The organism is Microbacterium sp. LB12, from assembly GCF_037150835.1.
In the GTDB taxonomy this organism is placed as follows: domain Bacteria; phylum Actinomycetota; class Actinomycetes; order Actinomycetales; family Microbacteriaceae; genus Microbacterium.
This window is the reverse complement of sequence record NZ_JBBCPF010000007.1, coordinates 62758-87134: the sequence shown is the minus strand read 5'-3', so window position 1 is coordinate 87134 and position 24377 is coordinate 62758. Positions and strand designations below refer to the sequence as shown.

Sequence of the window (24377 nt, the reverse complement as noted above, 5' to 3'; positions counted from 1 at the left end):
ACCCCCGCGGACTCGGGTCCGCGGGGGTTCGGCGTGGTGGAGTTCGTGATTACCTCGGCAGCGTCGGGCCGGCTTCGAGTGTGCGCTCGTACTCGCGCTGCGCCTCGATGTTCAGCTCGGTCTTGCGGGCACCGCTGCGAGCGACCCAGGCGCCGAACCAAATGGTCAGCTCACGGGCGAACACGAAGGCGGCGATGGCCAGCGGCGCGAGCAGCTGACCCCCGACGAGGTCGAGCCCCTGGGACGCGGTGAGCTTCCAGAACGGAGCCTCGAACAGCTGTCCCAGGATGTGTCCGGCGTAGGCGATCACTCCGACGATGATGCCGAAGACCACCCACAGTCCCCAGCGGCCGCGGTTGATGATCGCGCCGAGCAACCAGAAGCCGAGGAAGAAGACCACGACCGGTGTCCAGTAGCCCCACGTCATCAGCGGGGCGACGGCGGTCTGGCCGATGTTCTCTCCCGTGACGTCGCCGGAGATCGCTCCGAGGCCGAGCGTCGCGCCGAGGTACAGCACGGCGAACACCAGCGTCGCGAGAAGACCGATCGCGCCGGCGGTTCCGCGGTTACCGCGGTCGCGCGGCGCTTCCGGAGCCTGCACGAAGATGGGCTGCGGCGACGCGGCGGCTGCGGCGACGAGCGGCTCGGAGGGGACGATGCGCGTGTCGGCCTCGTCGGCATAGGGGGCGTATGCCGCGTCGGCCATGCCCGACTCCTCGTGCGCGACGGGCGCGGCGAAGGTCGGGGCCGCAAGCGCGGCGGTCGCGTCGGCATCGCGCGGTTCGTCCGCCCACGTCCGCGGCTCATCGGCGACGGCCGGGGTCGCCGCAGGGGGCGGGGGCGCGAAGGTGCCGGGGTGTTCGCGCTCGGCGGCTTCGAACGCGGCGAGGTCGGGGTCCACGGAGGGCTCGGTCGGCGCGACCGTCTCTCCCTCGGGCGCGTCTGCGGTGCCGGGGACATCCGCGCGGGCGGCCGCCGCGGCGTCGAGTCCGGCGTTCGCGCTGCCGACGACGTCGTCGACGTCAGCCGGCTTCTCGGGCTGGGGAACGTCGGGGTCACTCATGGGGTGCGCCTCTCATCGGATACGTGCATTGCGAGGGTACCTCCGCGCGCGCGAGGGCTCACGGAGGCGTGCCGACGTGTCGTCATTCACGCGGGCACCCGACGCTCCGGCCCTCAGGGGAGGACGTTGCGGAGTGTGTCGCCGGCGAACCCAGCGAGCACAGGGAGGATCGGCAACGACAGCCAGATGAGCGCTCCGATGACGCCCGCGCACACGATGCCGGCGAACCAGCTCATCCCGAGGTTGCGACCACCGACCCGTGCCATGTCCTTCACGCTACGACGGAACGTCGGCGTGTCCCGGAAGCAACGCCGACGTTCGCTGTGCCCTTCCGGCTCAGCGTGCGCTGCGTCCGCGCAGCCTCCACAGCAGCCACAGGCCGGATGCGGGGATCAGCAGGAAGCCCAGGAGGACGAGGAGGTGCCACTCCCCCATCCCCGGCACCAGCGGATTCTCGCCGCCGCTCTCGGGCGGGGTCCCGGTCCCCGAAGAGGAGCCGCTGGCTTCCCCCGTGGAGAATCCGGTCATGGTCGAGACGATCAGGAAGGAGAGCCCCGTGAACACGAAGGGCACGATGATGGCGACGACCTTCTCCCACGTCTTCCAGAGTGCGCTCAGGCTGACGAGCACGACTCCGACGATCCAGCCGACGACCGGGACGAGGAATCCCCCGAAGCTCAGGGTCAGCGCTGCCGCGATCGCGAAACCTCTCGTCGATGTCGCCGCCGGCCGCGGAGCGCTCACCACCGCGACAGGTGGGGCGACGACGGTGGACGGCAGGGACGGCATCTCGTCGTGGGCCCCGCGCGCGATCACGACGGGATCGCCGAGCTGCGCGATCCGCGCCGCGGTCGCCGCGGCGTCGAGCCCCTGGAGCTCTTCGAGGATTCCGGCGTGGATGTCGGACGCGACGCCGTGCGGCAGCCCGCGCATGGCCTCGTCGAGCCGGGCGAGGTAGTCCTCGCGCAGCGCGTCAGCGGCAGTCGGTGTCATGGTCGTCCCTCTCCGACGAGGCCCGTGACGACACGGGCGAACGGTGTCCATTGCGCGCGGAAGCGCTGAAGCTGCTCGGTGCCCGCCTCCGTGAGTCGGTAGTACCGACGCACGGGGCCGCTCTCGGACGGCTGATCGAACGTGCTGACCCAGCCGTTGTCTCGCAGACGACCCAGCAGGGGATAGAGCGTGCCGATGCTCGCGATCAGCCCGGCGCTCGTGAGCGCGTCGGCGAGCTGCCATCCGTACATCGGCTCGCGCGCGAGGAGGCCGAGCACGCAGTACTCGACCACTCCCTTGCGCATCTGGGCGCCGACGTCAGCTGTCATGCATGACAAGCTAGCATGCGAGACAAGCTAGCTTGCAACCGCGATCACCATCGAGACGTCGGATCCCGGAGGATCTCATAGGGATCGCCGTACACCGACCACCGCAGGGGCACCTCGAGTCCGAAGTTGCCCTCATCGAGGAACACGCGCTGCGCGGTATCGATGCGGGAGGTGTCCTCGTGCGCGGCCTCGCGGCGCATCTCGACAACGCGCGCATCCAGGAACGCCCCCAGGAACGCCGCCTCATCGCCGCCATCCACCGGAGAGTCCTCCGTATCCAGCGCCTGCTCGCGGATCGAGGCGAACCCGGAGTCGCCGTGCATGACCATCGCATCGAAGTACGTGAACTGTCCCAGCACTCCCAGCCCGTCTGCGAGCGCCTGGTCGACAGCGGGGTCGAGATACAGCCGCGCCACCTCGTCGCGCTGCGCCTGCTGGAACCCCTCGTGGGCGGCTTCCGCCCGCCACGCCTCCTCGAACTCCGCCCCGAGACCCTCATGCGAATCGGTGCCGTCGACGGCGCGCAGTGCGGGCAGGTACGCGGCGAGGGCGTTTCCCGGCACCTCCTCGGTGTAGCGCTCGACCAGCATCAGCACGTCGCGCGTGCCCGAGGTGAAGCCGACCAGCCCACCCGTATACCCGCGTTCGTCGCCGATGTCCTCGATGTAGTCGTAGCGGTCGTACCAGGCGAGCGTCGAGTTCTCGGCCGAGGCCACGATCTCCATCGCGATCTCCCGTTTGACCGGGTCGCGCAGCGTGACCGACGATGCGGTGGCGCCGCGCACGATCGCCCAGATCCCGAAGCCGGCCGCGGCCGAGACCACGATCACGAGGATCACGAGCAGCGCGGCACGACGGCGCCCGCGCCGCGCTTCGGCCGGAGGGATCGGAGCGGTCATCTACGCATCGTAGACAACACCGCCTACCGCTCAGCCCTTCGTGGCTCCGGCGGTCAGCCCACCCACGATGTACTTCTGCAGGAACAGGAACAGGATCATCACCGGGATCGCAGCCATCACCGCACCGGCGGAGAACGCCGACCAGTCCGCGTAGCGCGGGTTGGCGACGAGCTTGGTGAGTCCGACCACGAGGGTCTGCTGATCCACGTCGACGAGCATCACACTGGCGATCACATACTCGTTGACCGTGCCGATGAACGACAGGAGTCCTACGACCGCGAGGATCGGGGCGACCAGGCGCAGGATGATCGCGAAGAAGATGCGCGCGTGGCCGGCGCCGTCGATCCGCGCGGCCTCGTCGATCTCCTTCGGGATCGTGTTGAAGAACCCGTACATGAGGTAGGTGTTCACGCCGAGGGCTCCACCGAGGTACACCAGGATCAGGCCGGTGTGCGTGTTCAGCCCGATGGCGGGGAACCAGTCCCCCAGCGTCGACATCAGCAGGAAGATCGCGACGACCGCGAGCAGCTGCGGGAACATCTGCACGACCACGATCGTGACGAGCCCCACCCGGCGCCCGGCGAAGCGCATGCGCGAGAAGGCATATGCCGCGCAGGCGCCGATGAACACGGTCACCGCACCCGTGACGACCGCGATCAGGAGCGTGTTGAGGAACCACGTCCCATACGGATTCTGCGGGTCGCTGAGGATGCGCACGTAGCTGTCGATCCCGATCGCCGAGAACAGCTGGTTCGATCCGGTCAGCGTCCCCTTCGGGTTCAGCGAGGCCGAGACGACGTACAGGAGCGGGAACAGCGCGAACGCGCTCACCACGATCGCGACGAGATGCCGCCATCCGGTGTCGGCGAACCACGCGCCGAAGCTGCGACGACGCGGACCGAGATCCCGGATGTCGGTGGTGGAGCTCTGCTCGCGAGTGGCGGTGCTGGTGGTGCTCATGTCAGTTCAGCTCCTCGAGGGCCTTGGTCTTGCGGAAGCTGATGATCGAGATCGTCGCGACCACGATGAAGATCAGGATCGTGAAGGCCGACGCCAGACCGTAGTCGCGCGTCTGCCCGGTGAAGGCCACCTTGTAGACCATCGAGATCAGGATGTCGGTGTGCCCGACGGGGATCGACACGTCGCTGAACCGTGGACCGCCGTTGGTGAGCATGTAGATCAGGTTGAAGTTGTTGAAGTTGAATGCGAACGACGAGATCAGCAGCGGTGCGACCGTCACCAGCAGCAGCGGCAGCTTGATCCGGCGGAAGATCTGCCAGGGGTTCGCACCGTCCATGACGGCGGCCTCGTTCACGTCGTCCGGGATGCCCTGCAGAGCTCCCATACAGACGAGGAACATGTAGGGGAAGCCCAGCCACAGGTTCACCAGCAGCACCGACACCTTCGCCAGCACCGGGTCGGTGAGCCACGGGATGGAGGCCCCTCCGAAGATGACCTGGTTGATGAAGCCGAAGCTCTCGTTCATCATTCCGGCCCAGACGAGCGCCGACAGGAAGGCCGGGAACGCGTAGGGCAGGATCAGGATGATCCGATATCCGTTGCGGAATCGCATCCGGGTGTTGTTGAAGACCAACGCGAGCAGGAGCCCGAGGAAGAACGTCGTCGCCACCGAGATCAGCGCGAACGCGAACGTCCACAGCGTCACCGAGATCAACGGCCCGCGGATCGAGGAGTCGGTGACCGCGCGCACGAAGTTGTCGAAGCCGACGGTCGTCTGCCACCCGGGCAGCAGCTGCTCCCCGTCCTCCGCCGTGAAGGCGCCGTCGCCCGTATCCGAGTAGACGATCCCGGTGGTGGTGTCGGTGATCGTGTCGGCCGCCTTGTCGTACTCGAGCGTCGAGACGTAGAGGTAGCCCTTCTGCCCGTCGGGCGCGCGCAGGCTGCCGTCGTTGGGGTCGTCGCTGAACGGCACGGACAGCTTCTCGAGCTCTTCGGAGAGGGTGAACACGGTCGCGAGGGGCAGCGTCGTCCACCCGTCGACCGCGACGGCCTTGCCTGCCTCGAACTCGGCGTCGACCTCTTCGAGCGGCTGCTCGGCGGTGCCGAGGAGCGCGTCACCGGAGTCCGGGTCGGTCACGAGCAGGCCGTAGGTGCCGAACTGCTCGACGACGGTCACGGGGTAGGTCGGCGAGTCCTCGACCCGCTCCTGCGCGGAGGCGAGGAGCGAGGAGATGGCCTGATCCTTGGTGCCGTTGTGCCCGGTGCCGTAGTTGGTGAAGCCGATGTACCCGGTGTAGAGCAACGTGAACACCTGGAACACGACCAGGAAGATGATGCCGGGGGTGAGGTACTTCGCCGCGATGCGCTTGCGGGAGAAGTAGATGTAGTTGACGAGGACGGCCACCGCGACGACGACGCCGAGGATCAGCCATTCCTGGTGCGCGAAGAGCACGAACGCGGCGTTCAGCGCGATCGCGTCGACCACGGCCAGGAGAAGGATCTTCAGCAGCATCCAGCCGATGGGGCCGGACGCGGCCTCCGCGATCTTCGCAGCCTGGCGCTGACGTCGGGTCGGAGGAGCGATGCGCTCGTCGGTGTCTGTCATGTCGTCCTCGTCATGAGCCTGCCGGGGCGAGCGGAGAAGCCCACCCCGGCAGGGTCAGTGTTCTGGCTGTTACTTGATCGCCGCGGAGACGTCGTCGACGAGCTTCTGCCACGTCGACGCCGGGTCCGCTCCGTTGATGATGGCCGCCTCGGCGACGCCCCAGTACTGCCAGACCGCGCCCATGGCGGGGATCGCGGGCATCGGCACGGCGTCGGCGCCGACAGCCTGGAAGCCGGCGACGATCGGGTCGGATGCCGCGGTGTCGGCGGCGGCGGTCAGTGCGGGCAGCACGTTGCCGGCCTTGAAGAGCTCGAGCTGCACGTCTTCGGTGCCGATGTAGTTGACGAGGAAGTCGTTCGCGGCGACCTTGTTCTTCGACTCGGCGCTCACGAAGAAGCCCTTCACACCGGCGAACGGCGACGCGGTCTCACCGGTCGGGCTCGGGATGGGGTCGATCGCGACGTTGATGCCGGCGTCGGTGGCCGCACCCACGTTCCACGGGCCGGTCAGCCAGAAGGCCGCGGTGCCGTCGAGGAACTGCTGCTTGGCGATCTCGCCGTCGATGTCGGTGTTCAGCGTGCCCGCGGCACCCTGCGCGCCCAGCCAGTCGGCGAACGCGAAGCCGCCCTCACTGCCGAGCTGGAGGTCGGTCGGGTCGTAGCTGCCGGAGTCGTCGGTGCCGAAGACCGGGGCGCCGAACGCCGTCTGGAAGGGGTACAGGTGGTACGGGTTGCCCTCGGCACCCTGCTCCACGACGAAGGTACCCTTGGCGACCATGTCGTCGAAGCTGGTCGGCGCCTCGGGGACGAGGTCGGCGTTGCGCAGCACGGCGATGTTCTCGACCGCGTAGGGGAGCATGTAGACGGTGCCCTCGTAGGTGGCCGCCTGCAGCGCGACCGGGAGGTAGTCGGCAGAGCTGTCGCCGAGCTCGATCGGTGCGACGACGCCGTTGGTGGACAGCTCGCCCAGCCAGTCGTGGGCACCCATGACGACGTCGGGCCCCTTGCCGGTCGGCACCTGCTGGATGAAGTCATCCTTCATGTCGTCGACGGACTTGCCCACGAGGTCGACCTTGACGCCCGTCTTGTCCTGGTACGCGTCTGCGGCACCCTTGAGCGCGTCGACGCGCTCGGCGTCGACCCAGACGGTCAGCTTGCTGCCGTCCTTAGACGAGGACGAGTCGTCGCCGCTGGTCCCCGTGGAGCAGCCGGCAAGCGTCAGAGTCGAAACGATGGCGATCGCGCCCATGGCGGCGATGCCCCTCTTGTTCACCTTCATTGGTGTGTGCCTCTCTCAGTGCTGATCACCTGCAAGGACTGCAAGCGCTTACAGTATGCATCGAAATCAACGTCGTTTGCAACGAACGACAGCGTTGATATCAACCCGTGACCGAGACAATCGATCGCTCGTTGAGTGAAAACGCTTCCACGACATCGGGAAAACGGCGGGCTCGATACACTTCCCTTATGGCTGACAGCTCATTTGACATCGTCTCGAAGGTCGATCACCAGGAGGCCGAGAACGCCCTGAACCAGGCCCGCAAGGAGATCGAGCAGCGCTACGACTTCAAGGGAACCGGTGCGTCGATCGCCTGGAGCGGCGAGAGCATCCTCATCATCGCGAACACCGAGGAGCGGGCGAAGGCCGTGCTCGACGTGTTCCAGTCCAAGCTCATCAAGCGCGGCATCTCGCTGAAGAGCCTCGAGTCGGGCGACCCGTTCGCGAGCGGCAAGGAGTTCCGCATCGTGTCGACCCTCAAGGACGGCATCTCCTCCGAGAACGCGAAGAAGATCGGCAAGATCATCCGCGACGAGGGCCCGAAGGGCGTGAAGAGCCAGATCCAGGGCGACGAGCTGCGCGTGCAGTCCAAGAGCCGCGATGACCTCCAGGCGGTCATCGCGCTGCTGAAGGGCGCCGATCTGGACGTCGATCTGCAGTTCATCAACTACCGCTGACACCGGCGATACGCGAGTGGGAGGGGGCGGATGCTTCGGCATCCGCCCCCTCCTTTTTCGCACCCGTCAGATTGCATGCCGATATACCGGTTGGCGTGCCCAAGACTGGAAGCGGTCGACTCGATACGACCGTTGATGCGAACGCCACGTGACGGACTGCCGTCCATGGCTCTGCGCTTCTCGGGATTGCGAGCCTGCCCTCGTGGGGACGAGGCCACGGCAGTTCCATGCGCTCGCGTCTCTTCTGTGGCCGACGGCGGCCCCGACCGCCGTCGGCCACAGAAACACGAGTAGAAACCGTCCGCCCGACCCGTGCTGTGCGCCCCCACGCGGATCACGGAGTCAGGCGGGCTTATTGGCATCCGAGCCGACTTCGTGATGTAGTTGCCCTGCCGGGGCGGGTCATGGGGCGCTCGGGGTTTGAACGGCAACTGGGGGCAGGTCCATGGGCAGTATCGGTTTGACGACCATCGGCGAGAGCAAGCAGCTTCTGGCAGAAGAGGTCTTCCGTCACATCGGCAGGCAGATCATCGACGGCGCGCTGGCCGCGGGTGAGCGCATCCGCGATGTCGACGTCGCGGAGGAACTGCACGTGTCGCGCACGCCCGTGCGCGAAGCGCTCCAGCGATTGGAACGCCTCGGGATGGTGACGATGTACCCGAGCCGTTTCACCGAGGTCACCGAGGTCACCCCCGAGACCGTGACCCAGTCGCTCGAGTTCGCCGGCTACCAGGCGGGCATCGCCGCACGCATGGCCGTGCCGCGGCTCACCTCCGCGCAGCGCGCCTCTCTGGCGGAACTGATCGCCGACATGGAGGATTCGCTCGACGACGCGTCGCAGACCTCGGACGCGCGCTGGGCGGTGTTCTCCTACCTCAGCGAGCGCAGCGGCAATGCGCAGCACCGCACCCTGATCGAGGACGCGAGCATGGTCCTGTTCCGCAATCTTCGCGACTGGACGGTCCCCCGCGCGGATCGCGAGCGGATGCGGCAGGTCTACGCGGACTTCGGTGAGGCGGTCCGCAGCGGCGACGGAGAAGCGGCAGAGCGGTTCGCCCGCGCGATGCACTACGTGGAGCAGTGATCAGCCGGCCGCGCGCCACCCCGTGACCCAGCGCTCCAACCGCGCATAGGCATCTTCTCTTGCCTCGTGCCGCGAGAGGAACACGTCGTGAAGCGCGCCGTCGATACGCTCCACGGTCACGGTCGAGCCGAGTCGCAGCGCCGCACGCGCGATGTCGTCGACCACCAGCACGGAGTCGCCGGAGGTGAGATCGTCGGACCAGCGGGTGGGCGGCACGAACCGCGCCGAGAGCAGCACGCACACCGGAGCCGTGATCGAGAGTCCGGCCGCCACCGTCTTGTGACCCGACAGGATCGCGTGCAGCCAGCCTGCATAGACGGCCATGGTCTGCGCGGGGCGCCACGTGAGATTCACGTCCATCGGATCATCGGGATCGGCCACCTCCTGCTGAGCGCGGGTGTAGTAGCCGAGATCGACCTGCGGCGCGACCTCCATCGGGCGGATCCGCGCCTGCAGCTCAACCACCGGCGCAAGCGCGGCCCGTGCCGGCGCGAACTGGAACTCCAGCCACGGGCTGTTCAGGATCACCGCGTCCGCCGCATCCGGATGCCGCGAAGCCCACAGACTCAGCGTGAGGCCGCCGGTGGAGTGCCCGAACAGGACCAGGCGTCGACCAGAGTCCGTCCCACCCTCACCGCGCCCCATCGCTGTCAACGCGGCCGCGATGTCCTCGTCATACGTCGCGAGGTCGGCGATGTATCCCGGCGTCTGCCCCTCACGGAGGCTCCGGCCGTACTTGCGCAGGTCGAGCGCGAAGAAGCGGGCGCCGCGGGAGGTCCAGAAACGGGCGAGGCGCTTCTGGAAGAAGTAGTCCGACCACCCGTGCACGTACAGCACGTCGACTCCGTCGAGGAGTCGTGTGCGACCGCGCATCCGATCCCACCAGCCCTGCACCGGGGGCAGTGCACGCACCAGGGTCGCCACGACAGGTCCCTGCTCGTCCGTGCCCAGATCGAGCGTCAGCTGCTCGAACTCGTCGCCGAGCACATCAGGCGTCCAGTCGGCCATCGGTTCCTCCCCCGTCGCCGCCAGGCTAGCCGAGCGTGCGACCGTGGGCGGGAGGCCCGAGCCGTGGCGTGGTCACTCGCCGCGCGAGACCCGCACCATCTCGTCGCGCGGAACCACCTTGACGCGTGCCCGCTCCTCGGGTGCACCGAGGGCGATCTCGTGCTCGTCGAGGCGGTGCCAGCCGTCCAGATCGGTCCAGCGCACCCCCCGCTCCTGCAGGAGGGCGGTGATGGCGTCTTCCGAAGGGTCCTCCGGGTGCCACCACGAGCCCTGATCGTTGATGATGTGGCGCACCGTCTCCATCGCGTCGGACTTCGTGTGACCGATCAGGCCCACGGGACCACGCTTGATCCAGCCGGTCGCGTAGATGCCGGGGACGCGCTCGTTGGAGTCCTTCGCGAGCACCTGGCCCTCGCGGTTCGGGATCACGCCGTGTTTCTTGTCGAACGGCACCCCGGGGAGGGGCGAGCCGAAGTAGCCGATCGCGCGGTACAGCGCCTGCAGCGGGACCTCGCGGAGCTCGCCGGTGCCGATCGCGCCGCCCTCGCCGTCGGGCTGGGTGCGCTCGTACACGAGCGCCGCGACGCGGCCGCTCTCGTCCGTGCGCACCTCGACGGGACGCGCCCAGAAGTGCAGGTGCAGGCGACGCGACGCCGTTCCGCCCGCATTGTTCACGGAGTCGCGCTTGCGCCAGGACTGCAGGATGCGGTCGATGACCATGACCTGCTTGTTGCTGGCGACCGCATCCTTCGACGCCTCGTCGTAGTCGAAGTCCTCGTCATACACGACCATGTCGACATCGCGCAGCTCGCCCAACTCGCGCAGTTCGAGCGGCGTGAACTTCACCTGCGCCGGTCCGCGCCGTCCGAAGACGTGCACGTCGGTGATCTCGCTGGCCTTGAGCACCTCGTAGACGTTCTGGGGCACCTCGGTGACGAGCAGATCCTCCGCGTGTTTGGCGAGCATGCGGGCGACGTCGAGCGCGACGTTGCCGTTGCCGAGCACGCCGACGGCGGCGGCATCCAGCGGCCACTCCCGCGGCACATCGGGGTGTCCGTCGAACCAGCTGACGTAGTCGGCGGCGCCGTAGGATCCGACCGCGTCGATGCCGGGGATCTCCAGGGAGGTGTCACGGATCGCACCCGTCGCGAAGATCACCGCGTTGTAGTGCTTCTTGAGGTCGTCGAGCGTGATGTCCTCACCGAAACGGACGTTGCCGAACAGGCGGATGTCCCCGCGATCGAGCACGTCGCGGAGCGCGGTGATGATGCCCTTGATGCGCGGGTGATCGGGCGCGACGCCGTAGCGGACCAGGCCGTAGGGTGCAGGGAGCTGCTCGAAGAGGTCGATCGAGACGTCGAACTTGCGCTCCGCTTTCAGCAGGATGTCCGCGGCGTAGATGCCGGCGGGGCCCGCACCGACGATGGCCAGTCTGAGCTTGGTCATGGGAGGTCCTTTCGTATGCCGTCGCAGCCGGCGCGCGACCCGACGGGCCGCCGCGCAGAGTCAGCTGGAGCGTTCGGCGAGGGTCTCAGCGAATCGGGTCAGGGCTTCACGCACCGTGCCACGCGGGAGCGGGCCGAGCGCGTCGACCGCATCCTTCGTCCAGGCGTGCGCGAGCTCCAGGGTCTTCTGCGTCACCGCGTGGTCGCGCAGCTCGTCCAGCGGACCGTCGAGGATCGCGGGATCCGCACCATCGGCGATGAGCGCGACGCCGTCGTCGATCCGAGCCGCCAGATCGACGGACGCCGCATCGTCCTCGGCCTTCAACAGCAGGTACGGCATGGTAGGGACGCCGGCACGCAGATCGGTGCCGGGAACCTTGCCGGTCTCCTCCGGCTTGGCGGACAGGTCGATCACATCGTCGAGCAGCTGGAACGCCACGCCGATCTTCTCGCCGTAGACCCGCAGCGGCTCCTCGTACTCCGACGGGGCGTTGGAGAAGATCACGCCGCCCTGCGTGGCCGCAGCGATCAGCGACCCCGTCTTGTCGGCGAGCACCTGGATGTAGAACGCGATCGGGTCGTCGCCCTCCTGCGGGCCCAGCGTCTCGTGCATCTGGCCGAGCACCAGCCGCTCGAACGTGTCGGCCTGGAGCCGGATGGCGCGCTCCCCCAGCCGGGACATCAGCTGGCTGGCGCGGGAGAACAGGATGTCGCCGGTGAGGATCGCGATGTTGTTGCCCCACACCGCATGCGCGGCCGGGACACCGCGGCGGCGGTCGGCGCCGTCCATGACGTCGTCGTGATACAGCGAACCCAGGTGGGTGATCTCGAGCGCCTTGGCGACATCGATCACCTCGGCCCTGTTGCCCTCGCCGAGCTGGGCGGCGAGGAGCGTGAGCACCGGGCGGATGCGCTTGCCACCGGCTTCGTACAGGTAGCGACTGGCCGCATCGGCGAGTGGATCGGCGACGCGGACGTCTTCGGCCAGGCCGGTCTCGACCAGCTCCAGTCCGTCCTCGATGGCGCGCGCGACACGTCGGGCGGCAGGGCCGATGAAGACGCGATCGCTGAAGCCGAGACGGCTCGCCAGTCGCGAACCCGGGGCGATGGGGCTCGAAGTCACGGTCCCAGCCTACCTTCGTCGGGTGGCGCGGTTTCGCCCGCGGAAATCACTCGGGCTTGCGCGCTCTGTGCAAGGCCACGATGCCGAACGTGAGATTGCGGTACGCCACCTCGGTCCAGCCCGCCTCGCGGATCCACGCCGAGAGCCGCTTCTGGTCGGGCCATTCGCGGATCGACTCGTTCAGGTAGTCGTAGGCGTCGCCGTTCGTGCCGGCCACGCGGGCCACCCGCGGCAGCACCTGGGCGTTGTAGAACCGGTAGGCGCCGCGGAACAGCTTGCCCGGCGGGGTCGAGAACTCGTTGATCACGAGCCGACCGCCCGGCTTCGTGACGCGGTACAGCTCACGGAGCGCCTTCTTCGGGTCGTTCACGTTGCGCAGCGCGTACGACATCGTGACGGCGTCGAAGTGGTCATCCGGGAACGGGAGGTCGGTGGCGTCGGCCTGCACGAAGGACAGGTTGCGCATGGTGCCGTGCCGACGCTCCCCCTCGGCGAGCATGCCCGGCGAGAAGTCCGCCGCGATCACCTCGGCACCGCTGCGCGCGAGGGATGCCGACGACGACGCGGTTCCGGCACCGAGGTCGAGGATGCGCTCGCCCGGCTTCGGCGCGACGGCCCGCGTGGTCGCCGCACGCCAGAGGACGTCGTTGCCGAACGTCATCGCCGTGTTGGTGCGGTCGTAGCCCGCCGCGACCTGGTCGAACATGCCGCTGACGCGGGCGGGGTCCTTGCCGAGATCGGCGCGGTTGGGTTCGTTCGAGGTCACGCGTCCAGTCTAGGCGCGAGCCCCAGCGCTTCGAGGCGGTCGAGCCAGGGATCCGCGGTGGCATCGTCGAACGGGGCGACCCGCGCCCGGACCCGCTCCTCGAGGTCGAGCGCGAGGGATTCGAGGTGGGTCATGACGTCGGCGGGGTAGCCGTAGCGAGCACTGTGCTCCGCCCACTCGTCCCGGTCGTCGACCCAGGTGCCGCGCGCACCCTCCACCCGCACCACGTCGAGGTCCATGTCGATGCCGGTCGCGAGCAGAGGATCCTCGGACCATCGGATGTCCCACCCCAGGTCGATGTAGATGCGCATGCCCTTGGAATGACGCCGGTTCACCGTGACGGCGTGATCTCCGCTCGCCGGGATGAGCGTGACGTTGGGGCCGCCGGCGTGGAACTCGGCGCCGGGGCGCACGCTGTGCCAGCCGACGGGCTGACCGATCCAATCGCCCCACTCGTCCGCCCCCAGGTACACGCTCTCGTGCCGCCAGTGCGGCGACCCGTCCCACTTGCGCCACTGGAAGACCATCTCGGTGCCGGGTGCGGGACGTGCATCGCTCATCCGTTCACCCTACGACCGCGCGGATCCCCCTCGCCGCCGCGGCATAGGCTGGATGCGTGCACACCACCCCCCTGGTCGTGGAGACCCGAGAGATCGACCCGGTCGAAGACCTCCTCGCCTACGCGGATCCCGCTCAGCCGCTCGCCTGGCTGCGGCGCGGGGATGGGATCGTCGCGGTCGGCGAGGCACTCACCGAACTGCGTCTGCCCGCCGGCGGAGCAGTCCCCCGCACCGCGGCACTCGCAGCAGCCTGGCGCGACCTCACCGCGGGCGCCGAGATCGACGATCCGCTCTCCCTCCCCGGCACCGGACTGGTCGCGTTCGGCGCGCTGGTGTTCGATGAGGATTCCGCCGCCGACAGCGTGCTCGTCGTGCCCTCGGAAGTGCGGGGACGGCATGGCGACCGGTTCTGGCGCACCCGCATCCGTCACGCCGACTCCCCCGACTCCCCCGACACTCCGTCGACGTTCGCGACGCAGCCGTACGGACCGCACTGGGCCGGCACCGTGGGCCCCGGCGCGCAGAGCCCGCAGGGGTACCAGGACTCGGTGCGCGGTGCGCTCGGACGCATCGCGGACGGCGAGCTGAGCAAGGTCGTGCTCGCGCGCGACCTCACCGGGAGCATCCCGAGCGGCTCGGACCTGCGCCGCCTCGTGCGAGCCCTCTCCACCGGATACCCCGACACGTGGGCCTTCGCCGTCGACGGTCTGATCGGTGCCAGCCCGGAGACCCTGGTCACGGTGCAGAACGGCACGGTCACGGCCCGTGTGCTCGCCGGCACGATCGGCCGAGGAGCCGACGCGGACGCCGACACCGCCGCATCCGCCCACCTCGCCTCGAGCACCAAGGACCTCGACGAGCACCAGTACGCGGTGCAGAGCGTGCTCGCCTCCCTGCGGTCGCACACCCGGGCGCTGGCTGCGAGCGAGCAGCCGTTCCTGCTGAAGCTCCCGAACCTGTTCCACCTCGCGACCGACGTGGAAGGGGAGCTGGGCGACGGCGAGTCCGCGCTCGATCTCGTGCAGGTGCTGCATCCGACCGCCGCCGTCGCGGGGACGCCGACAGCGGCCGCGATCGCCGCGATCCGCGAGCTCGAGCCCTTCGACCGCGGCCGCTACGCCGGTCCGGTCGGCTGGGTGGACGCCGCGGGCAACGGCGAATGGGCGATCGCGCTGCGCTGCGCCCAGTTCGTCGCTTCCGACGACGCGATCGGCGTGACGGCCTACGCCGGGGCGGGCATCGTTGCCGGGTCGGATCCGGAGAGCGAGCTGCTCGAGACCAGAGTGAAGTTCAGACCGCTGGTCGACGCGCTCGCCTGAGGCGGGTTCACCTCCGGGTCAGCTGGCGGCGAGGCGCTTCTTCTCGGCCTCGACGTCGAAGTCGGCGCGCGGCCACTGCGGGTCGATGTCCTCGAGCGCCGCGAGCAGGAGCTCCTGCACCGCCAGCCGCGAGTACCACTTGGCATTCCCGGGGATCACGTGCCACGGCGCGACCTCGGTGGACGTGCGGTCGAAGACGGCCTGGTAGGCCTCCATGTACTGCGGCCACAGCAGCCGCTCGTCCACATCGCCCGGGTTGTACTTCCAGTGCTTGTCCGGGCGCTCCAGACGCTCCATGAGCCGCGACTTCTGCTCGTCGGGCGAGATGTGCAGCATCACCTTGACGATGCGGGTGCCGGATGCCGCGACCCGGGCCTCGAACTCGTTGATGGCGTCGTAGCGGCGCTCGATCTCGGCCGCCGAAGCGAGCTCGCGGACCCGTCCGATCAGCACGTCCTCGTAGTGCGACCGGTCGAACACCCCGATGAACCCGGGCTCGGGCAGCCGCTTCTCGATGCGCCAGAGGAAGTCGTGCTCGCGTTCCTCGGCGGTCGGCGCTTTGAACGCGGCGAGCGCGACGCCCTGCGGGTCGACGCCGCCGACCACATGCCGCACGATCCCGCCTTTGCCCGCGGAGTCCATCGCCTGCAGCACCAGCAGCACGGCATCCTTCGCCACCCCCACGCGGCTCTCCGCGAACAGGCGCTCCTGCAGCACGTTGAGATCGGCCAGACCCGCCGCCAGGTCCGACGCGCCCCGGGACTTGCCGTGGTCGTACCCGGGCTTGCTGTCGGGGTCGACGTCGGCGAGGCGGAACCCCTCACCGATACGGAGCGTCTGCGTCCAGGTGTGCGCGTTCATACGCACATCCTGCCAGTCAACGCGCCAGCGGCACCTCGATGATCTGACGTCCGCCGCGCGGCGTGGTCAGCGCCTGGTCGAGAGCCGTGCGGGTGGTGATCCGCTGGTACTCCCACCCGTACGCGAGGGCGAGGTGCTCGAGACGCACGGTGTGCGGAGTGTAGAAGGCCCGGTCGAGGTCGCCGGCACGGGCCGTCGCGGCGACCTCCAGCGCGTCGAAGATGGTGCCGCCGCCGTCGTTGCCGACGATGACCTGCAGTCGCGGCTCGGTCTCATCGGGCGGGAGCAGCAGGGCGCCGACATCGTGCAGGAAGGCGAGATCCCCCAGCAGCACCCGCGTCACGCCCGGGGCTCCGCCGGCCTGGCTGGCGACGGCGATACCGGTCGCGGTGGCGATCGTGCCGTCGATCCCGGCGAGGCCACGGTTGGCGTGCACCGGGACCTTCTTGCCGCCCAGTACCTGATCGGCGACACGGACCAACCGCGAGGAGCCGAAGACGAGCCGGTCATGCGGCCAGGTGGCGCGCCACACCGCGTCGGCGAGGAGTTCCCGATCGAGCGGACGACGGACCGCGTCGAGCTCGGCCTTCACCGCCTCCCGGCGGGCGGCGAAGTCGGTGGATGCGAGACCCTCCGGATCGGGCGCGTGCTCGCTGAGGTCGACGGTCTCGGCCGCGGACGCCTGCAGCCACGCGCCCAGCCAGGCACGGTCGGCGGCACCAGGAGCCACAGCGACGGCATCGACGCCGCGCGTGCGGTGGTTGAGGTTCAGCTCCTCTCCGCCGTGGTGCCGCGCGATCACCTCGATGTCGGGTCGGGAGAGCAGCGCCGCGACCTCACGGCTGAGCGTCGGATGCCCGAGCACGACCACGCGCTCGATGCGTCCCCCGAGGTCGTCGCGCGCCAGCAGCCGGCGGTAGCCGTGCACGATCTGACGGCCGAACCTCGCACCGCTCACGATCTCGGCGATGAGCGGCCAGCCGCCGGTGTACGCGATCTCCTCGGCATCGGGGCCGGCGTCCGCCCCCGCGATCACGACCGTGCGCGGTCCCCGGGCGAGCACGAACGGCTCGTCCACCGACGGCTGCGGAGCCTCGCCAGGCGTGGCCACGATCGCCGGAACGGTGCCCGACAGCGGCTCCCGGGACGGGAGATTCAGGTGCACCGGACCCGCGACACCGGGAATGCCGTGTGCGACCTCGGCAGCGCCCATCGCCGCCGCAACCGCGCGTGCGCCGAGTCCGTCCCAGTCGCCGTCGCCGGGAACGGGTGCGTCGAGCTGATCGCGCACCCACGGATGGAACAGGCCGTCCTGGATCGTCGCCTGATTCGCGCCGACACCGCGCAGCTCGGGCGGCCGATCGGCGGTGAGCAGCAGCAGCGGCACGCCGGAGTGGAACGCCTCCATGACCGCGGGCAGCAGGTTGGCGACAGCAGTGCCCGACGTGCAGATCACCGCCGCAGGCACACGGGTCTCCCTGGCGAGGCCGAGCGCGGTGAATCCGGCCACCCGCTCGTCGATGCGCACATGCACGCGCAGGTGTCCCTCATCGGCGAAGCGCACGGCGGCGAGCGCGAGCGCCTGCGACCGCGACCCCGGGGAGAGCACGATGTCACGCACACCGTGGGCGATGAGGTCGGCGATCAGGGACGCCGCGGCCTGCATGGCCGGCGACGACGTCACGGGCGCTGATCCGTGGAGGGCGGTTCGTCGGTCTCCTCGTCGAGGCGGGCGAGCTCCTCCTCGAGGCGGGCGATGCGCGCATCCTGCTCGGTCTTGCTGATCCGGCGCAGGAAGGCCGGGTCGTCATCCGGCGCCACGACGGGGCGGACACCCGGGTCGTTCGCACGGCGACGGCCGATCGCGAACCAGAGGATGCCGCCGATGACGGGCAGGAGGATGACGATGAAGACCCAGGCGGTCTTGGACACGCCCCGGTGTCGCGTCGCCGGCTGCACAGCGCAGTCGACGATGCTGAAAACCCAGAACACGGCGGCGAGGAAGCCGCCGATCACCAGTACTCTCGCCACCCCTCCAGTCTAGGCGTGTCGTCGCCCGCTCGGCCCCAGACGAGACACAGGTGTGACGTTGTTAGACTGCGCGGGAAATGCTGCCCTCATCGCCGTCCCGGATGCCGCGAGCGCGGGCCGAACGGATGCTGATCGCACAACTGGTCATCGCCGTCGGCCTCGCGCTCCTGCTCGTCATCGGCGTGTGGTCGACGCCGCGCGGGGCTGCCGACGTGCACGGCACGCTCTGCCTCGCCGCCGGCACCGCGGCGCCGGCAGCGGCCACCCCCGCCGCATCCGACGGCACGCCGTCGATCGACGTGCTGTCATCCGACCTCGGCATCTGCGCCATCGCGGTGCTCTGCGTGATCGCCCTCGTGCTGCTCTTCCGGCGGCTGCTCGGCCGCGGCACCCGCCCGCTCGGCAGCCGCACGCCCCGCGGCACGACGCCACCCCGCGCGGGCCCGGTCGCACTGATCCGCGCCCTCACCCTCACCGAGCTCTCGATCTCCCGCACCTGAACCACGACGAACGCCTCGCGCCGCCCCGCGGCACCTTCCTTCGTCGTACACCTGTGTCTGGAGACCCCATGAAGAACTCTGTCAAGGCGACCCTCGTCGCCATCGCCGTCGCCGTCGTCCTGCTGATCGCCGGCATCATCTTCGCCCTCACGCAACAGCAGCCTGCCCCGCCCGCGGAAGGTGATCAGCAGCAGACCGTCCGCACCGACTCGCACGTCCTCGACCAGGGCGGCGCGGACGCCGTCACAGTTGTGGAGTTCCTCGACTTCGAATGCGAGGCCTGTGGGGCGTTCTACCCGATCGTCGAAGAGCTCCGCGAGAAGTACCGGGGCGACATCACCTACGTCGTGCGGTACTTCCCGTTGCCGGGACACATCAACTCCACCCAGGCGGCCCTCGCCGCCGAGGCCGCCGCGCAGCAGGACCGATTCGAGGACATGTACCACCGCCTGTTCGAGACCCAGGCGCAGTGGGGCGAGGGCAGCGAGGAGACGCCGGAGCTGTTCCGCGCATTCGCCGAGGACCTCGGACTCGACATGGCGGCCTACGACGCCGCGATCGCGGATCCCGCGACAGCGAAGCGCGTGCAGGCGGACAAGAGCGACGGCGAGAGGCTGGGCGTGAACAGCACCCCGAGCTTCTTCGTCGACGGGGAACAGGTCACGATGCAGGCCTGGGACGACCTCGAGCAGGCGATCGATGCGGCCGTGAATCGCTGACGACGGTTTCCGGGGGTGACGTCGCGCGACACCACCCCCGGAGCTGCGATATATCGGTTGCGGACCCCGATACGCTGAGACCAAATCAGGGAGAGGGCCCCGCCACGATGGACATCACTTCGCTTCTGCAGGTCACGCACAACGCTCGCGAACTCCGCGGCTTCCCGACCTCAGACGGAGGAACCCTCGCCCCCGGCATCCTCTTCCGCTCGGATGCGCTCGCCACGCTCAGCGACGACGGCCTGCAGGCCTTCGCCGACCTGCGAATCGGCACCGTGATCGACCTGCGCACCGACGGCGAGCGCTCGCGGGCAGCCGACCGCCTGCCCGACGACGGCAGCGTCACGTTGATCGCCCTGCCCGTGCAGGGCGGCGCCATGGACGAGATGGTGAAGCAGATGCTGCCCGCCGCCGGCAGCTCCGGACTCTCGGTCAGCCAGGTCGCCGCCGTGCTGCAGCAGGTGCCGACCCTGGAGGACCTGTACGTCGCGATCCTCGAGGGCAGCGCCACGCAGTTCGCCACCGTCGCCCGCGCCGTCCTCGACGCCTCGCGCACCGACCGCCCCGGCGTGCTGTTCCACTGCACGGCAGGCAAGGACCGCACCGGGCTGGCCGCAGCCATCCTGCTGTCGGTCGCCGAGGTGCCGCGAGAAGAGATCGTCGCCGACTACACCCTGACCGGCGAGAACCTCGCCCGCGGGTTCGCCGACTCGCTCACCGGCCTCATCACCACGATCGGCATCCCCCTCACTCCCGCGCTGAAGACCCTGGCGACCGAGTCGCCCGCGTCGGCGATCGAGACCGCGCTCGACTGGATCGCCGACAACCACGGCGATGTCACCGGCTACCTCCGCAGCGGGGGCATGACCGACGCCGAGATCGCCGACCTGCGTCGCGTGCTCCGCGGTGAGTAGCCGCCCGCCACGGAACACCTCGCTACGCTGAGCGCATGACAGCGGAGCTCTCCCCCTCGCCGCACCCCGTCGCCGCCTTCGTGCGTCGGATCCCGGCGACGCTCGTGATGGTGCTGCTGATCCTCGCCGTCGGCGTCGTGTGGCGCGGGCTGTGGGCGCCGTTCGAGGACACCGACCTGTTCCGCACCGTGGCCTATGGGCTGCCGAACCTCGCCGACGGCAAGTGGTGGACCCCGTTCACGGGCACGTTCTTCGTCAACCAGCCGTGGGTCTACGTGTTCACGATCGCCGGGTTCTGGGGCATGGGACTCCTGGAGTACCACCGCGGATCCCGGGTCGCGCTCGCGTACTACTGGGTCGGTCAGCTGTTCGCCATCTGTGCGACGGCGCTGCTCCTGCTGGTGCTGTCGCAGTTCCCGTGGGCCTGGGCGGCTGAGCAGGCGCAGGCGCTCGACGTCGGAGCATCCGGCGGCACCATGGCCTGCATCGCCGCCGCCGTCGGCCTCTTCCGCCCGCCGTGGCGGGTGCGCGGCTGGCTCATCCTGCTGGGCTTCGTCTTCATCGCGATGCTGTTCCGGGGCAAGGTCGCCGATCTCGAGCACCTGCTCGCCGTGCTGCTGATCCTCGCCGTCGACCGTTCACTGCGAGTGCGGCACACCACCGTCCGCGAGCAGCGACTGATCGCGGTGATGGCGATCATCGTGCTGGGTGCGGTCGAGATCATCACCACCCTCGTCCCCACGGACGGCCCGTTCGGCCCGACCGACCCCGCCTCCGGGGGCTTCATCGATCTCGCGATCGACCTCGTCGTGATCCTCGTGCTCGTGAACGGTCTGCGCCGCGGCCGCCGCTGGTCGTGGGTGCTCGCCTTCCTCCTCGGCATCTTCAACGTGCTGGTCGCGGCGCTCGTGCTCACCCTGATCACGGTCTTCAGCCAGGCACAGCTCGACATCCGGTGGGACGGCGAGACCGAGCTCGCGCTCGCGAACGGATTCCTCTGGCTGATCGTGCTCGTCTACCTGGTCTGGGTGCGTCGGGCGTTCCGTGCCCGACGGCGCACCCGACTCGGCATCCAACCGGCGCCGACCGTCGATGACATGAAGCGGGAGCTGCGCGCACACGGCGGCGGGACGCTGTCGTGGATGACGACGTGGGACGGCAACAGCTATGCCCGCGTGGCCGGCGGGATCGTCGCCTACCAGCGCCGCAACGGAGTCGCGCTGGCCCTGGCAGATCCGATCGGCCCCGCGGATGCCCGCGCCGAAGCGGTTACCGCGTTCATCCACACGGCCGAGCAGGCGGGTCTCGTGCCGTGCTTCTTCAGCGCCGACGAGGCCACCCGCGACGCCGTCCCCGCGACGTGGCGCAGCATCGTGGTGGCGGACGACACGATCGTCGACCTGCCGGGACTCGAGTTCACGGGCAAGCGGTGGAACTCGGTGCGCACCTCGCTCAACAAGGCGGGCCGGGAGGAGATGACCTTCCGGATGACGCATCTCAAGGCCGAGCCGTGGGGTGTGCAGCAGCAGTTGCGCGCGATCTCCGAGGCCTGGGTCGGCGACAAGGATCTGCCGGAGATGCGCTTCACGCTCGGCACTCTCGATGAGGCTGAGGACCCCGAGGTGAGACTCGCCCTCGCGCTCGCGCCCAACGGCGACGTCGACGGCTTCCTGTCGTGGCTGCCCGTGCACGGCGCGGACGGCACCGTGCGCGGATGGACCCTCGACCTGATGCGGCGCCGAGAGGGCGGTTTCGGACCGGTGATGGAGTTCCTGATCGGCTCCTCCGCGAAGCAGTTCTCCGATGAGGGCGCCGAGATCATGTCGCTCTCCGGCGCCCCGCTCGCCCATGACTATCCGCCGGACGCGGGGATGATCGCCGCACTCAGCGATCGGCTCGCCGACGCCCTGGAACCGGTCTACGGGTTCGGGTCGCTGCACCGGTTCAAGCAGAAGTTCCATCCGCGCTACGAGACGATGTACCTCCTGTTCCGCGACGAGAGCGACCTCACCAGGATCGGCGGTGCCCTCACCCGCGCGTTCCTCCCGGATGCGACGCTGCGGCAGTTCGCGGGCGCCGGTCTGGAGCTCGTGCGCGGCGGCGGAAAGGATTGAGGTCAGGCGGACGCGGGGCGCACCAGCGGCAGGAACACCTCGTCGACGATCTCCACGATCGCCTCATCGCTGAGCGGTGCGGCCGTCATCAGGAGATCGTGGCGGTACAGGTCGGCGGCGACCCTGCGCACCCGCGAGGTTAGGCGGGCCGGATCGGCCTCGCCGCGTTCGACGGCCCGTTCGAGGATCACGTCGAGAGAGCGCCCCGCTGACGCCCCGAACGCGCGCTCGCGGACGTCGGCGAACGTGCGTCCGGACTCGGCGTAGTAGGCACCCATGAACACGCTCATGAGCGGGGCGATCGCGGCGCGGGAGCGGTTCGAGCGACGCAGCGACTCGAGGACATCGCCGCGAAGGCTTCCCGTATCCGGCGGTTCGGTGCGCCCCTGGTTCAGACCGAACGTGAGCGTCGCCTCGAGCAGTTCGTCGCGGCTGGGCCAGCGACGGTAGATCACCGACCGGCTCGTGGCCGCCCGCTCAGCGACGGCGTCGATCGTGAAGCCGTTGTACCCGCCGTCGAGCAGCTGCTCCCAGCCGGCGGTCAGCACCGCGTCTTCGAGCTCCTGCCCGCGTCGTCGTCGCACCCGTTGTTCAAGATCCACTTGTGTATCTTATCGGCCCCGACCTACACTCGCATCGGAGATACACGTATGTATCTTATTGAGGAGTTCATCGTGGCCGACACGTCCGCACCCGCCGTCCCCCGCAGCGCCATCGTCTCGGCGCTCGTCCTGGTCACCGGCGGCCTCGCCGTGATCTTCGACAGCACCATCATGAGCATCGCGTTGGCGACCCTCGCGAAAGACCTCGAGGTCCCCGTGAGCACGATCCAATGGGTGACGACCGCCTATCTGCTCGCCCTCGGCGTCGCGATCCCGATCGTGGGATGGGCGCAGGCACGCATCGGCGGGAAGCGGCTGTGGATGATCGCGCTCACCGTCTTCCTCGTCGCCTCCATCGCCTGCAGTCTGGCGTGGGACGCCCCGAGCCTGATCGCGTTCCGCGTGCTGCAGGGGCTCGGCGGCGGCCTCATGATGCCGTTGATGGCGACGCTCGCGATCCAGCAGGTGCCTGCCGGCGCAGGACTCGGACGCCTGATGGCCATGGTGAGCCTGCCCGCCGCCCTGGGCCCCATCCTCGGCCCCACCATCGGCGGCCTCATCCTCAACTGGTTCGACTGGCGCTGGATCTTCTGGGTCAACGTGCCGTTCTGCGTGGTCGGACTCGCACTGGCATGGCGTTTCCTGCCCTCCGACCCGCCGCGTGGGCGACCCGTGCTCGACGGGGTCGGACTGCTCCTGATCTCCCCCGCCCTGGTCGGCATCCTCTACGGCCTGTCGAACGTGAGCCAGGACGGCGGATTCTCCCGCGCAGACGTGTGGTTCCCGCTCGTCGGCGGAATCGTGCTGATGGCCGCCTTCGTGTGGGCGCAGCTGCGACGCACGCCCACGCAGGGACTCATCGATCTGCAACTGCTCAAGCGACGCCCGGTCGCGGCATCCTCCGCCGTGCTGTTCCTCTCGGGCGCCTCCCTGTACGGCGCGATGCTGCTGCTGCCGCTGTACTTCCAGATGGTGCGGGGAACCGACGCCCTCACCGCGGCGCTGCTCCTCATTCCACAGGGTGTCGGCGCACTCCTCAGCCGCACGCTCGCCGGCCGCCTCACCGACAGCCTCGGAGCGCGCGCGGTCGCGATCGCCGGCTTCCTCATCATGGGCCTCGCCACCGTGCCGTTCGCGCTGTCCGACGGAACCACGAACGAGCTCTGGCTGGCCGTGGTGCTGCTGGTGCGCGGCTTCGGGATGGGAGCCGTGATGATCCCGGTGATGTCGGTCGCGTTCGTCGGCCTGGAGCGCGACGAGGTGCCGCACGCGAGCATCATCACCCGGCTCGCGCAGCAGATCGGTGGGGCGTTCGGCACCGCGATCCTCGCCGTCATCCTGGAGTCGGCGAACGAAGGGGCCGGGAGCATCGCGGAACTCGCCGCCGGATTCGACACCGCGTTCTGGTGGGCGGTCGGATTCACCGTGGTGGCGATCGCCGTGTGCTTCACCCTCCCCGCTGCCGCGACCCCCGCGACGCCGACTCCGCCCGCGGCACCGGTCGACGCACGCGAGGCGTGACCTCG

General features: G+C 69.2%; 25 protein-coding genes. 8 read left to right on the top strand and 17 right to left on the bottom strand.

The window, feature by feature from the left end:
* Positions 1-49: 49 nt before the first annotated feature.
* The 8 genes from WFM69_RS13430 to WFM69_RS13395 all read right to left on the bottom strand — a co-directional run bounded on the left by WFM69_RS13430 (position 50) and on the right by WFM69_RS13395 (position 7128).
* Entirely contained in the window at positions 50-1063 is a 1014-nt protein-coding gene (locus tag WFM69_RS13430) for an ABC transporter (RefSeq protein ID WP_337005481.1), read from the bottom strand.
* 113 nt (positions 1064-1176) lie between these two features.
* Positions 1177-1329, bottom strand: coding sequence for a hypothetical protein (locus WFM69_RS13425; protein WP_337005479.1), 153 nt, complete (start codon positions 1327-1329; stop codon positions 1177-1179).
* A 70-nt stretch (positions 1330-1399) separates the two neighbouring features.
* On the bottom strand, positions 1400-2056 hold the full coding sequence (locus WFM69_RS13420; RefSeq protein WP_337005477.1) for a hypothetical protein: 657 nt from the start codon (positions 2054-2056) through the stop codon (positions 1400-1402).
* On the bottom strand, positions 2053-2385 hold the full coding sequence (locus WFM69_RS13415) for a PadR family transcriptional regulator (protein WP_337005475.1): 333 nt from the start codon (positions 2383-2385) through the stop codon (positions 2053-2055). Before WFM69_RS13415 ends, WFM69_RS13420 begins: the two co-directional genes overlap by 4 nt.
* A gap of 44 nt (positions 2386-2429) precedes the next feature.
* Positions 2430-3284 (bottom strand): chitosanase, encoded by an 855-nt coding sequence (locus tag WFM69_RS13410; protein ID WP_337005473.1) that lies wholly within the window; start codon positions 3282-3284, stop codon positions 2430-2432.
* Positions 3285-3314: 30 nt separating this feature from the next.
* The gene (locus WFM69_RS13405) at positions 3315-4244 is read right to left on the bottom strand and encodes a sugar ABC transporter permease (RefSeq protein ID WP_337005471.1); all 930 of its coding nucleotides are present in this window, start codon (positions 4242-4244) and stop codon (positions 3315-3317) included.
* 1 nt (position 4245) lies between these two features.
* Positions 4246-5850 carry an ABC transporter permease subunit gene (locus tag WFM69_RS13400; RefSeq protein ID WP_337005469.1) on the bottom strand — a complete coding sequence of 535 codons (1605 nt, stop codon included), beginning with the start codon at positions 5848-5850 and terminating at the stop codon, positions 4246-4248.
* Between the two features lie 69 nt (positions 5851-5919).
* Positions 5920-7128, bottom strand: coding sequence for a sugar ABC transporter substrate-binding protein (locus WFM69_RS13395; RefSeq protein WP_337005467.1), 1209 nt, complete (start codon positions 7126-7128; stop codon positions 5920-5922).
* A 188-nt stretch (positions 7129-7316) separates the two neighbouring features.
* On the opposite strand from WFM69_RS13395, the gene WFM69_RS13390 reads away from it, so the two are divergent.
* Together WFM69_RS13390 and WFM69_RS13385 are read left to right on the top strand one after the other, a co-directional pair.
* Positions 7317-7805 carry a YajQ family cyclic di-GMP-binding protein gene (locus WFM69_RS13390; RefSeq protein WP_337005465.1) on the top strand — a complete coding sequence of 163 codons (489 nt, stop codon included), beginning with the start codon at positions 7317-7319 and terminating at the stop codon, positions 7803-7805.
* Between the two features lie 445 nt (positions 7806-8250).
* Positions 8251-8889, top strand: a complete 639-nt coding sequence (locus tag WFM69_RS13385; RefSeq protein ID WP_337005463.1) for a GntR family transcriptional regulator — start codon at positions 8251-8253, stop codon at positions 8887-8889.
* Here WFM69_RS13385 and WFM69_RS13380 read toward each other — a convergent pair whose 3' ends face one another.
* The 5 genes from WFM69_RS13380 to WFM69_RS13360 all read right to left on the bottom strand — a co-directional run bounded on the left by WFM69_RS13380 (position 8890) and on the right by WFM69_RS13360 (position 13791).
* Positions 8890-9897: an alpha/beta hydrolase gene (locus tag WFM69_RS13380; protein ID WP_337005461.1), complete on the bottom strand. Its 1008-nt coding sequence runs from the start codon at positions 9895-9897 to the stop codon at positions 8890-8892.
* A 72-nt stretch (positions 9898-9969) separates the two neighbouring features.
* Positions 9970-11343 (bottom strand): FAD-dependent oxidoreductase, encoded by a 1374-nt coding sequence (locus WFM69_RS13375; RefSeq protein WP_337005459.1) that lies wholly within the window; start codon positions 11341-11343, stop codon positions 9970-9972.
* A 60-nt stretch (positions 11344-11403) separates the two neighbouring features.
* Positions 11404-12465 (bottom strand): polyprenyl synthetase family protein, encoded by a 1062-nt coding sequence (locus tag WFM69_RS13370; protein WP_337005457.1) that lies wholly within the window; start codon positions 12463-12465, stop codon positions 11404-11406.
* Positions 12466-12511: 46 nt separating this feature from the next.
* Positions 12512-13231 (bottom strand): class I SAM-dependent methyltransferase, encoded by a 720-nt coding sequence (locus tag WFM69_RS13365; protein ID WP_337005456.1) that lies wholly within the window; start codon positions 13229-13231, stop codon positions 12512-12514.
* On the bottom strand, positions 13228-13791 hold the full coding sequence (locus WFM69_RS13360) for a DUF402 domain-containing protein (RefSeq protein ID WP_337005454.1): 564 nt from the start codon (positions 13789-13791) through the stop codon (positions 13228-13230). The genes WFM69_RS13365 and WFM69_RS13360 overlap by 4 nt, the downstream gene beginning before the upstream one ends.
* A 56-nt stretch (positions 13792-13847) precedes the next feature.
* Between WFM69_RS13360 and WFM69_RS13355 the strand changes: the two genes are divergently transcribed.
* Positions 13848-15110 carry an isochorismate synthase gene (locus WFM69_RS13355; protein WP_337005452.1) on the top strand — a complete coding sequence of 421 codons (1263 nt, stop codon included), beginning with the start codon at positions 13848-13850 and terminating at the stop codon, positions 15108-15110.
* Positions 15111-15128: 18 nt separating this feature from the next.
* On the opposite strand, the gene WFM69_RS13350 is transcribed toward WFM69_RS13355, so the two are convergent.
* Genes WFM69_RS13350 through WFM69_RS13340 form a run of 3 tightly spaced genes read right to left on the bottom strand, consistent with a single transcriptional unit; the run spans position 15129 to position 18002 of the window.
* Positions 15129-15971 carry a PPK2 family polyphosphate kinase gene (locus tag WFM69_RS13350; RefSeq protein WP_337005450.1) on the bottom strand — a complete coding sequence of 281 codons (843 nt, stop codon included), beginning with the start codon at positions 15969-15971 and terminating at the stop codon, positions 15129-15131.
* A gap of 16 nt (positions 15972-15987) precedes the next feature.
* Complete coding sequence (gene menD, locus WFM69_RS13345) at positions 15988-17637, bottom strand: 2-succinyl-5-enolpyruvyl-6-hydroxy-3-cyclohexene-1-carboxylic-acid synthase (RefSeq protein WP_337005777.1); 1650 nt, start codon at positions 17635-17637, stop codon at positions 15988-15990.
* A 14-nt stretch (positions 17638-17651) separates the two neighbouring features.
* Positions 17652-18002 carry a PLDc N-terminal domain-containing protein gene (locus WFM69_RS13340; RefSeq protein ID WP_337005448.1) on the bottom strand — a complete coding sequence of 117 codons (351 nt, stop codon included), beginning with the start codon at positions 18000-18002 and terminating at the stop codon, positions 17652-17654.
* 77 nt (positions 18003-18079) lie between these two features.
* Between WFM69_RS13340 and WFM69_RS13335 the strand changes: the two genes are divergently transcribed.
* From WFM69_RS13335 to WFM69_RS13320, 4 genes are all read left to right on the top strand, one after another.
* Positions 18080-18502, top strand: a complete 423-nt coding sequence (locus WFM69_RS13335; RefSeq protein ID WP_337005445.1) for a hypothetical protein — start codon at positions 18080-18082, stop codon at positions 18500-18502.
* Between the two features lie 68 nt (positions 18503-18570).
* On the top strand, positions 18571-19221 hold the full coding sequence (locus tag WFM69_RS13330) for a DsbA family protein (RefSeq protein WP_337005443.1): 651 nt from the start codon (positions 18571-18573) through the stop codon (positions 19219-19221).
* Positions 19222-19328: 107 nt separating this feature from the next.
* Entirely contained in the window at positions 19329-20135 is an 807-nt protein-coding gene (locus WFM69_RS13325) for a tyrosine-protein phosphatase (protein ID WP_337005441.1), read from the top strand.
* A 35-nt stretch (positions 20136-20170) separates the two neighbouring features.
* Positions 20171-22249, top strand: coding sequence for a bifunctional lysylphosphatidylglycerol flippase/synthetase MprF (locus WFM69_RS13320; RefSeq protein ID WP_337005439.1), 2079 nt, complete (start codon positions 20171-20173; stop codon positions 22247-22249).
* A 2-nt stretch (positions 22250-22251) separates the two neighbouring features.
* Here WFM69_RS13320 and WFM69_RS13315 read toward each other — a convergent pair whose 3' ends face one another.
* Positions 22252-22851 (bottom strand): TetR/AcrR family transcriptional regulator, encoded by a 600-nt coding sequence (locus WFM69_RS13315; RefSeq protein ID WP_337005437.1) that lies wholly within the window; start codon positions 22849-22851, stop codon positions 22252-22254.
* A gap of 72 nt (positions 22852-22923) precedes the next feature.
* Between WFM69_RS13315 and WFM69_RS13310 the strand changes: the two genes are divergently transcribed.
* A complete protein-coding gene (locus WFM69_RS13310; RefSeq protein WP_337005435.1) occupies positions 22924-24372 on the top strand; it encodes an MDR family MFS transporter in 1449 nt (482 codons plus the stop codon).
* The last annotated feature ends 5 nt before the right edge of the window (positions 24373-24377 follow it).

Coding starts and splice junctions, on each gene's coding strand:
- WFM69_RS13395 (WP_337005467.1), bottom strand. CDS start 7,128: ATGAAGGTGAACAAGAGGGGCATCGCCGCCATGGGCGCGATCGCCATC.
- WFM69_RS13420 (WP_337005477.1), bottom strand. CDS start 2,056: ATGACACCGACTGCCGCTGACGCGCTGCGCGAGGACTACCTCGCCCGG.
- WFM69_RS13350 (WP_337005450.1), bottom strand. CDS start 15,971: ATGAACGCGCACACCTGGACGCAGACGCTCCGTATCGGTGAGGGGTTC.
- WFM69_RS13415 (WP_337005475.1), bottom strand. CDS start 2,385: ATGACAGCTGACGTCGGCGCCCAGATGCGCAAGGGAGTGGTCGAGTAC.
- WFM69_RS13330 (WP_337005443.1), top strand. CDS start 18,571: ATGAAGAACTCTGTCAAGGCGACCCTCGTCGCCATCGCCGTCGCCGTC.
- WFM69_RS13405 (WP_337005471.1), bottom strand. CDS start 4,244: ATGAGCACCACCAGCACCGCCACTCGCGAGCAGAGCTCCACCACCGAC.
- menD (WP_337005777.1), bottom strand. CDS start 17,637: ATGCAGGCCGCGGCGTCCCTGATCGCCGACCTCATCGCCCACGGTGTG.
- WFM69_RS13385 (WP_337005463.1), top strand. CDS start 8,251: ATGGGCAGTATCGGTTTGACGACCATCGGCGAGAGCAAGCAGCTTCTG.
- WFM69_RS13335 (WP_337005445.1), top strand. CDS start 18,080: ATGCTGCCCTCATCGCCGTCCCGGATGCCGCGAGCGCGGGCCGAACGG.
- WFM69_RS13410 (WP_337005473.1), bottom strand. CDS start 3,284: ATGACCGCTCCGATCCCTCCGGCCGAAGCGCGGCGCGGGCGCCGTCGT.
- WFM69_RS13375 (WP_337005459.1), bottom strand. CDS start 11,343: ATGACCAAGCTCAGACTGGCCATCGTCGGTGCGGGCCCCGCCGGCATC.
- WFM69_RS13390 (WP_337005465.1), top strand. CDS start 7,317: ATGGCTGACAGCTCATTTGACATCGTCTCGAAGGTCGATCACCAGGAG.
- WFM69_RS13430 (WP_337005481.1), bottom strand. CDS start 1,063: ATGAGTGACCCCGACGTTCCCCAGCCCGAGAAGCCGGCTGACGTCGAC.
- WFM69_RS13425 (WP_337005479.1), bottom strand. CDS start 1,329: ATGGCACGGGTCGGTGGTCGCAACCTCGGGATGAGCTGGTTCGCCGGC.
- WFM69_RS13325 (WP_337005441.1), top strand. CDS start 19,329: ATGGACATCACTTCGCTTCTGCAGGTCACGCACAACGCTCGCGAACTC.
- WFM69_RS13320 (WP_337005439.1), top strand. CDS start 20,171: ATGACAGCGGAGCTCTCCCCCTCGCCGCACCCCGTCGCCGCCTTCGTG.
- WFM69_RS13360 (WP_337005454.1), bottom strand. CDS start 13,791: ATGAGCGATGCACGTCCCGCACCCGGCACCGAGATGGTCTTCCAGTGG.
- WFM69_RS13400 (WP_337005469.1), bottom strand. CDS start 5,850: ATGACAGACACCGACGAGCGCATCGCTCCTCCGACCCGACGTCAGCGC.
- WFM69_RS13380 (WP_337005461.1), bottom strand. CDS start 9,897: ATGGCCGACTGGACGCCTGATGTGCTCGGCGACGAGTTCGAGCAGCTG.